Origin of the sequence: Kitasatospora sp. NPDC058184 (assembly GCF_042883725.1) — a bacterium.
GTDB lineage: Bacteria > Actinomycetota > Actinomycetes > Streptomycetales > Streptomycetaceae > Kitasatospora.
The window spans coordinates 1-1,327 of sequence record NZ_JBHVVE010000061.1; the positions used below are offsets into that span (position 1 = coordinate 1).

The window sequence follows — 1,327 nt, forward strand, 5'->3', positions numbered from 1 at the left end:
CCGAGGTGCTGTGCCAGGCCGTGCGCAAGGGGGCCGTGCCCCCGGCCGCTCAAGGGCTGCGGATGGTGCCGCTGATGGTCCCCCAGCAGTGGCACCGCGACCCGACCGAGGCCGAGCGGGCGGCCGGGTGGCTGCACCGGTACGACAAGACGGCGGCCTGGCTCGGCGCGTACGGGCCGACGAAGCTGGGCATCGGGGAGCCGACCCACGGCGGTGAAGGCACCCCGTTCGACAAGGCGATGGCCGGGTACTGGCGGCTGGCCGACGTCCCCGGCACCGGCCTGCCGGGGCTGCCCCGGTTCCAGTTCCGCGAGATGCCCGAGGGCGGTTACTGGCTGCCGACTCCGAGCGTAGATCTCCTGATGGAGCAGTACCCGGAGTGGTCCCCGAAGGTGCTGGAGTCCTGGCACTGGGAGAACTCCCGCGCGGCCCTGTCCGGCATGTACAAGCTGCTGTCCACCAGCCGCAACCGGATCGTGGCCGCGATGCAGGACGGGCGGCCGGGCGCGAAGTGGGCCAAGCAGGTGCACGGCCGGATCTACCAGTCGTTCCGTGGTTACCTCTCCCGGAGCGAGCACAAGACCGACCACGCGACCGGCGGCGACTGGGCCAAGGACGTCTACTTCCGCCCCGACTGGGCGCACATGCTGATCGCGGCGGCGACCGCCAACCTGTACCGGGGCCTGGTGAGGTTCGCGAAGGAGGACGGCCGCCTGCCCCTGAGCGTCTACGTGGACGCGGCCACCTACGTCAGCGACGCCGCCGACCCGATGGCCGCCAAGCCCGCCTCCATGGGCATCGGAACCGGCGGCCGGGAGTGGAGCATCGAGGGCCAGGCCCCGATGCCCGAAATCCTGGAGATCCTGGACGCACCCGAGCACAAGACCGGCGCGCACGGCGCGCTGGACCAGCACCTGTCCGAGCGGGGGGAGTGACCCATGGCGAAGTGGTGGAAGCTCGGGTTCGGCAAGGACGGCCAGGAGCAGCAGCCCGAGCCCGTACAGCCGGAGCCGTCTCCGGAGCCCGCACCGCAGGAAGCAGCCCCGGCCGAGAAGCCGAAGAAGCGCGGGGGCGGCCTGCTGGGTCGGCTGTTCGGGCGGAAGAAGAAGGAGCAGAAGGAAGAGCCTCCGGCTCCGCCTGTTGAGCCTTCGGCTCCGGCCGAGAAGACCGGCCCTGCCGCGCCGGAGCCCTCGGGCGAACAGCCCGTCGCTGGGGAGGCCGGGGGAGAGAGCCACGAGGGCGAGGGCGGAGGGGAAGGCCCGGCCACGCCGGAACGGACGTACCCGCCGTTCCTCCATGTCTCTGCCGAGGGCGACTGGGTCATCTC

The 1,327-nt window shown here is 72.0% G+C and carries 1 protein-coding gene and 1 pseudogene; both read left to right on the top strand.

The window, feature by feature from the left end; translation table 11 throughout:
• Window positions 1-935, top strand: a 935-nt coding sequence (locus tag ACFVXH_RS41310; RefSeq protein ID WP_387831237.1) for a hypothetical protein, incomplete at its 5' end; no start/stop codon positions are given.
• Window positions 936-938: 3 nt separating this feature from the next.
• Window positions 939-1,327 (top strand): annotated as a pseudogene (locus ACFVXH_RS41315) (hypothetical protein); the annotation flags it as partial.